Genomic DNA, 6,871 nt, shown 5'->3' on the forward strand with positions numbered 1-6,871 from the left:
TATATCAGTAATTTAGAGTAATTGACAAAATGATTTTAACTAATGTTCATAGGATTGAATTGCGATAGCATCTTTTACTAGAGAAACAAATTGCAATTGTTTTTCTCCTACTGCGTTTTGTTCTGCTAGCTCTAGTACTTCCATCAAGGTGCTTTCTTTTGCCCAATAACTTTGTCTTAATATCTCAGCAAATTCAGCAACAGCTGCTTGAAACTTCAACTCCCTATTAAGTTCATTTTGGATGGACAGTGAATTTGAAATCTCTACAACATCTTCCATCTTTACATCATTAAATCTTAATCTAATATAACCCAGATCATCTAACTCATTATCTTTCACTTTAATCTCATATAAAGCAGTCACGGTGTGTCCGGCTCCAATCTCTCCCCCATCAACTGTATCATTCCGAAAGTCTTCATCCCTTACATCTCGATTTTCATAACCTATTAAACGGTATCTATCCACTTTATTAGGATCAAATTCAACTTGGATCTTTGCATCCTTAGCAATCGTTTGTAATGTACCTGTTAATTCCTCAGTAAAAATACGTCTAGCCTCTGAAAAAGAATCAATATATGCATAGTTACCATCCCCATGGTTAGCTAACTGCTCCATTAGAACGTCATTATAGTTTCCCATCCCAAACCCAAAAGTACTTAATGTTATATCATTCCTTGCATACCTTTTGATTTCTCCTAAAATTCCCTCTGCCCCAGTTTCACCTACATTAGCAACACCATCTGAACAAAGAATTACTCGGTTTACAGCATTTTTTTGAAAATATTCCGATACCATCTCATAACCCATTACTAATCCTTCCTCAGCATTTGTTGATCCAGATGATTCTAATTGATCTATGGCTTCTAAAATTCGATGTTTGTCTTCAACTGAAGTAGGTGCAAGAATAGTTCTAGCTGTTGATCCATATACGATGATACCCACTCTATCATTATCTTTTAGTTGATCTACTAAAAGATATAGACTTTTTTTCACAAGTCCTAATCGATTTTCTTGATTCATTGAGCCAGAAACATCAATGACAAATACTAAGTTCGCTGGTTTTCTGTTATCATTTTCTATTTCTTCCCCTTTAATTGCAATTCTCATTAGTTTATAACCTTCACCAAACGGAGATTCTCCACCATCAACTTGAATTGTAAAAGATTTATTTTTAGGTGCTTCCAAATCTGTTTTAAAATAATTAATAAATTCTTCCACCCTTACAGCCTCTGAAGGAGGTAAAGCACCTCTTTCAATATAATTCCTAGCCACTGTATAAGAACCCGTGTCTACATCAATAGCAAAAGTAGATAACGTATCATCTTCTGTTGAAATAAAGGGATTGGTGCCATATCCTTTGAAATACATATTTTCTATTCCTTCTCTGTTTGGCGGAGTTATCACTATACTCTCATCCGTATAACTTTCAGAAAATTCTAAACTTAGAGCAGAATCCATTGAAGCAGATTCTTCAAACTTCGGTTTTTCTTGACCTTGTACCTCAATATCTATGTGACTTTGTTCTGTTTCTTCATATATACTGTCTCCTTCTAACATCGGGCTTTCTTCAGGTTGATTAGAGCACCCGATAATAGACAAAAACAATGCAAAACAAAATAAAATGAACCCTATTTTTTTCATTATAAAAAACCCCCTTTAAATCCATAGACGGTATGAAGGAGGAAAATGTTGTATCTATTTATAAATTATTTATTAAATTTCTTTGCCTCTATAATCTTGTGCGCGAAAACCTTGTCCAGTAACAGACTCTTTATCTAATAAAACAGGCACTAACATACCTGGCAGAACACTGCTCAGATCATTTTCAGCATTCCGTCCACCTAAATCGGTTTTTATCCACCCAGGATCAATGTAACTGACTTTTACATCAGTATCTTTTAATTCATAGGATAGATCTTTCGTATACTTATCTACAGCTGCCTTTGAAACACTATAAGCAACTAAATGGGGTTGATCCTGAATACCGGAGCTTACATTTACAATTCGACCATACCCTTTTTCTTGCATTGCAGCGGCAAATGCATTACATAATAATGTTAAGCTATACAAATTAACCTGCATAATTTCTTGCCAATCTTCCATTGTATATTCAAAAATGGATTTATATATATTACTAAGTCCAGCATTATTGTATAGAATATCAACATGCCCTATTTGTTTTACTTGTTGAATAATATGATTAACACCTTCAAGAGTAGATAATTCACCTTCTACTGAATAAACCTCAACTCCCTTAGTCTCAATCAATTTTTTTGTATGTAATGTGTTTTCTATTTTTCTTCCATGAAGAATAACATCACATCCTCTATCTGCTAATCCTTCTGCAACTTTTGCACCAATACCACGACTAGAACCTGTGATTAAAGCCAGTTGGCCATCTAACCTTTTCATTGTTCATCCCTCCAATTTCAGAAATCATTTTATCATAGTTTCTATTTGAAATCTATTTCTTGATTTGTTGAAGGTTTTTTCACTTCTGTAAAATGCCAAGGTAGAAATTGAATCAATATTATTCCTGCTGTTAACAAATACATTGCAATGGTTCCATTTGGGTAAGCGTGTGATTGAAAAACAATCGTAGCAATTCCTATCAAAATGACTCCTACTCGATTATATCCTTTTAAATAGAGTGCAATCGTTACAGAAATTCCAGCTACTAACCAAGAAACAACCGCTATCTTAACAATCATAGCACCGCCTGGTACTTGGATATGAAATAGGGATAAAAAAAGTTGATTCATTGTGTCAGATTGAGCTAAATCAGGATTGGACTTTAGAAAATTAAATAATATTCCTGTTGAGATGCCTGCGATAGAATCTAAAGCAATATAATACACAATAAAAAACGACAATGCGATTTTACTTATGAATGCAGCTGCATTTCGAGCTTTTTCTAATAAAAACAAAATAGATAGAGCCAGTAAGCCAAATAATGGGAGTTGTAGCAGATGTATTGTTAACCACCAACTTGCTTTATCATTTGCAGAAACCATGTCGTTAAAATCCACATGATGAGGGTGCCAAATTTCTAAAGTTCCTAACAAAAAAGGACCACCAATCATAATCATTAACTTCCAATATTTTTTAAATACCATTAATCTATCACATTCCTCTCTATAATTTCCATTAAAATCAATCATACCATGAACTAATTCCATAATAATGTAATCTGTTTTACATACTATAATTTTCATTACCAATATAATGAAAATAAAAATAAAGGAGGTATACTTTTATGTCTGAAACAGCAAAAAAGTTTAATCTAAAAGCTGGAGTTTTAGCAAGTTTAATTGGTGGACTTATAATGTCTATTATGTTAGGAATGATGGGGTCTTTTCCTGGAATCGCATCTATGGTAGGAAGTGACTCTGCCATTGTTGGTTTTATTATTCATTTAGCCATCAGTGCCATCTTTGGGATTTGTTTTGCATATTTTATTGGGTTTATCAAACAACCCATAGTTGCAGGTGTAATCTTTGGAGTGATCATTTGGGTTATCGGTCCCCTAGTAATTATGCCAATGTTAATGGGTGGTGATGTAGCTGTTTGTGGTTCTATTTGTGGAAGCGCTTGCGGGACTGCAAGTGATCCATGTGGTAATGCCTGTGGTGGAGGTTCATCATCAGGGATGTGGTTAAGCTTGGTTAGTCATGGTATATATGGGCTGGTAACTGGAACAGTGTTTAAATTAATCCCTAATAAATAAAGTGAAGTAAAGATTAAAAAACAACTTTACAACGTTCTGAAATTATTGTATATTAATTTAGGTATTACTACTTAATCAAAGGAGGAATGTTTTATGACAATCAAATTACGAGTTTATACCTTAATTGCATTGAATAATACACAACCCTCCATTTACGATACGATACTTAGTTAGTTGTACTTAATTCAATTGATGACTGTACCGTGGGTTGTGTATTTAACCCACGGTTTTTTAATGGATAGATATATTTCTTATCTATTACTAAGACCGTTTGAAACGGTCTTTTTTTAATTAAAAATTTACAGTATATAATAATTGGAGGCTTTTACATTGAATATAAACAAATTAGGTTGGAATGAATATTTTGAAAATGAATTTTTACCATATAAGGAAAAACAATTTACACTCGGTCGTGTGGCGTTAGAACATAAACGCTTATATAGAATATATACAGAAAACGGAGAACTTTTAGGAGAAGTATCAGGGAAATTTAGATTTGAATCTGCTTCACGAGAAGATTATCCTGCTGTTGGCGATTGGGTTGTCCTTCAACAAATGGAAGGGGAAAATAAAGCGATCATTCATGCGGTTTTACCACGAACAAGTAAGTTCTCAAGAAAAGTAGCAGGTATTACAACTGAAGAACAGATCGTGGCAGCAAATGTAGACACGGTTTTTATCGTAATATCTTTAAATGACGATTTTAATATGAGAAGGATTGAAAGATATTTAATCATGGTATGGGAAAGTGGCGCAAATCCTGTGATTTTGTTAAGTAAAGCGGATTTGTGTGAAGATGTTGATGAAAAGGTATCCCAAGTTGAATCGATTGCGATTGGAGTTCCCATTTGTGTCATTAGTTCAGTAGAAAAAACAGGTATCGAACAATTAGATCCCTATATGAAACCAGGAGAAACGATTACACTTACAGGTTCCTCTGGTGTAGGTAAATCTACTTTAGTGAATTTATTAATGGAAAAAGAGGTACAAGAGATTCAAGATATAAGGAATGATGATAAGGGAAAACATACAACAACATATCGAGAACTCTTTGTATTGCCGAATGATGTGATCATGGTGGATACACCTGGAATGAGAGAATTTCAACTGTGGGAAGCAGATGATAGCTTTGATCATACTTTCTCAGATATCGAACAATTAGCAAGTGAGTGTTATTTTAAAGACTGTTCTCACAATAATGAACCGAAATGTGCAGTTAAAAAAGCAATTGAAGATGGAAGTCTAGAAGCAACTCGATATGAAAGCTACTTAAAACTGAAAAAGGAATTAGCTTTTTTAGAAAGAAAAAATGATAAAAAAGCTCAAAAACTTGAAAAAGACAAGTGGAAAAAATTAGCTGGCGATCGCACAAAATTCAATCGTCCGTAAAGTTTTTAAAACTTAAAAAAATTTATTAAAAGGAGCTCAGTAAATTGAGCTCCTTTTATTATTATTTAATTTTAATGCGAACATCTCCATCTATTACTAAAGGAAAATCAGCTAGCGTAAATGTAATGGGATAGGTATACTCTGATTTTGGAATATCAACCAATAATTCTTCAGTATTTTCTCTTAAAGAATACCCAATGGACTCAACTTCATACTTTTTCCCACTTGCATCTATAAAATCAGATTCTAGGTTGGTATACATGGATTCACTTAATGATAAGGAATCATCTCTTGTTATTGAAAAAACTAAAACTAAAATTTCATCATTGTCTTCAATACTGCTAAGAACAATATTTTCATTTGACGTTTCTCCTAAGTCTTTTTGAGTAAGATCGACTTGAAACTGCATTGCACTTTTATCTACCGCACGAATTGTAGATACGTCAATAAACATTTCTTTAGGATCTTCAAAGTAATTACTCTCTAAAAAAAGGAGATGTTCATTTTCACTCAGATAAGATGCTGTAAAGCCGTTAGATATAGTTTCAAACACATTCCCTTCATTATCAGTGATTCTTAAATCTTCTAGTCCAAAAATCTTTTTTGAATTATTGTCGTCAAAAGTAACCCTGATTTCAGATCGTGTAGGATAAATAATTAACTCATGGAATGTAAATGATTGTCCCTCTATTTGTACAGTTTGGTTGATTGAATAGAATCTATTTTTATTTTCAAACTGCTTTTTATCCACTTGAAATGGAATTGACCAGGTGCTCGCTAATTCTTTTGATTCGGATAAGTTATCTCCTGCTTCCACTTTTAACTTTAAGATCATATCTTCAGGTATATTTTTATCGTTAAAATAAAAATCAATTCTATCATAAATTATATTGGATTGTTCATTATTATGAACCGGAGAACCATAGGTACTTCCGGCACCATAAGACTCACCATTTGTTTTCAATAATTCTACAGATTTTGAAAAAACTCTTTTAAAGTCCTTTACACCCTCCATAGTATAAAAAACAACCATTTTCGCTTCATCAATAATGACTGAATCTACTGTGATTTTTATTTCTTCTTGTACATCTGATTTTTCAATCTTTTGAATAAAATTATATTCGACTGCAGTTAATAATCCATTTTCGAATTGGATTAGTTTGTTAATTTCATTTCTATTAGATTCTTCCACAAAAAATATTGGAAGCTTCCAAATTGTGATGATTGTTAAAGCTAATATACAACAAACACTACAGAAAACTATTACTTTTTTTCTCTTTTTTTCTCTCTCCATATTCTCCCACCCTTTCTGATCTATAAATTATACTTCATAATAAAGAAATAGTAGAAGTAGGATGTTCTCATTTTTTATATTTGCAATTACAAATACAGGAGATTTCCATAAGACTATCCAACGAATGGATAACCTTATTATAAGATTACTTTATTTTTACAACCTTCTATTGATTAACCTTTCTCAATTATTTGATTTTCAATCGAACATTTTCATGAATAGTCGAAGGATAGTCCAATTGCGGCATAAAATAAACATTTTCTTTATTATCGGTTAATTCCCAAGTGAATTCTAATATATCTCTTTGGTAATCATCATGCATCATAAAATTTAGTGAAGAATAAGTAGTTAATTATACATTGTAGGACCGCCCTTTTAAATAGATATCTATCATATAATTCCTTATTATTTTGCTTATCAAAAAAAGGCGTCCATCATTCTAAAATGGTACCTGTAGTTAG

Annotated in this window: 6 protein-coding genes; 2 read left to right on the forward strand and 4 right to left on the reverse strand. The window is 32.5% G+C overall.

Annotated elements, in window-relative coordinates; genetic code table 11:
• Positions 1 to 39 precede the first annotated feature (39 nt).
• The 3 genes from ERL59_RS07390 to ERL59_RS07400 form a co-directional block, all read right to left on the reverse strand.
• Positions 40 to 1,641, reverse strand: a complete 1,602-nt coding sequence (locus ERL59_RS07390; RefSeq protein WP_160645555.1) for a vWA domain-containing protein — start codon at positions 1,639 to 1,641, stop codon at positions 40 to 42.
• A gap of 72 nt (positions 1,642 to 1,713) precedes the next feature.
• Entirely contained in the window at positions 1,714 to 2,412 is a 699-nt protein-coding gene (locus tag ERL59_RS07395) for an SDR family NAD(P)-dependent oxidoreductase (protein ID WP_160645556.1), read from the reverse strand.
• A gap of 41 nt (positions 2,413 to 2,453) precedes the next feature.
• On the reverse strand, positions 2,454 to 3,179 hold the full coding sequence (locus tag ERL59_RS07400; protein WP_160645557.1) for a hypothetical protein: 726 nt from the start codon (positions 3,177 to 3,179) through the stop codon (positions 2,454 to 2,456).
• Between the two features lie 77 nt (positions 3,180 to 3,256).
• On the opposite strand from ERL59_RS07400, the gene ERL59_RS07405 reads away from it, so the two are divergent.
• Both ERL59_RS07405 and rsgA read left to right on the forward strand, forming a co-directional pair.
• Complete coding sequence (locus ERL59_RS07405) at positions 3,257 to 3,727, forward strand: DUF1440 domain-containing protein (RefSeq protein WP_160645558.1); 471 nt, start codon at positions 3,257 to 3,259, stop codon at positions 3,725 to 3,727.
• A gap of 330 nt (positions 3,728 to 4,057) precedes the next feature.
• Complete coding sequence (gene rsgA, locus ERL59_RS07410) at positions 4,058 to 5,116, forward strand: ribosome small subunit-dependent GTPase A (RefSeq protein WP_160645559.1); 1,059 nt, start codon at positions 4,058 to 4,060, stop codon at positions 5,114 to 5,116.
• Between the two features lie 61 nt (positions 5,117 to 5,177).
• Here rsgA and ERL59_RS07415 read toward each other — a convergent pair whose 3' ends face one another.
• The gene (locus ERL59_RS07415) at positions 5,178 to 6,410 is read right to left on the reverse strand and encodes a DUF4179 domain-containing protein (RefSeq protein WP_160645560.1); all 1,233 of its coding nucleotides are present in this window, start codon (positions 6,408 to 6,410) and stop codon (positions 5,178 to 5,180) included.
• Positions 6,411 to 6,871 lie beyond the last annotated feature (461 nt).

Source organism: Chengkuizengella marina, assembly GCF_009910845.1.
Taxonomy (GTDB): Bacteria; Bacillota; Bacilli; order Paenibacillales; family KCTC-33759; genus Chengkuizengella; species Chengkuizengella marina.

Excerpts from the sequence above, each read along its gene's own strand:
- ERL59_RS07395 (WP_160645556.1), bottom strand. The coding sequence starts at position 2,412 with ATGAAAAGGTTAGATGGCCAACTGGCTTTAATCACAGGTTCTAGTCGT.
- ERL59_RS07405 (WP_160645558.1), top strand. The coding sequence starts at position 3,257 with ATGTCTGAAACAGCAAAAAAGTTTAATCTAAAAGCTGGAGTTTTAGCA.
- ERL59_RS07400 (WP_160645557.1), bottom strand. The coding sequence starts at position 3,179 with ATGGAATTAGTTCATGGTATGATTGATTTTAATGGAAATTATAGAGAG.
- ERL59_RS07415 (WP_160645560.1), bottom strand. The coding sequence starts at position 6,410 with ATGGAGAGAGAAAAAAAGAGAAAAAAAGTAATAGTTTTCTGTAGTGTT.
- ERL59_RS07390 (WP_160645555.1), bottom strand. The coding sequence starts at position 1,641 with ATGAAAAAAATAGGGTTCATTTTATTTTGTTTTGCATTGTTTTTGTCT.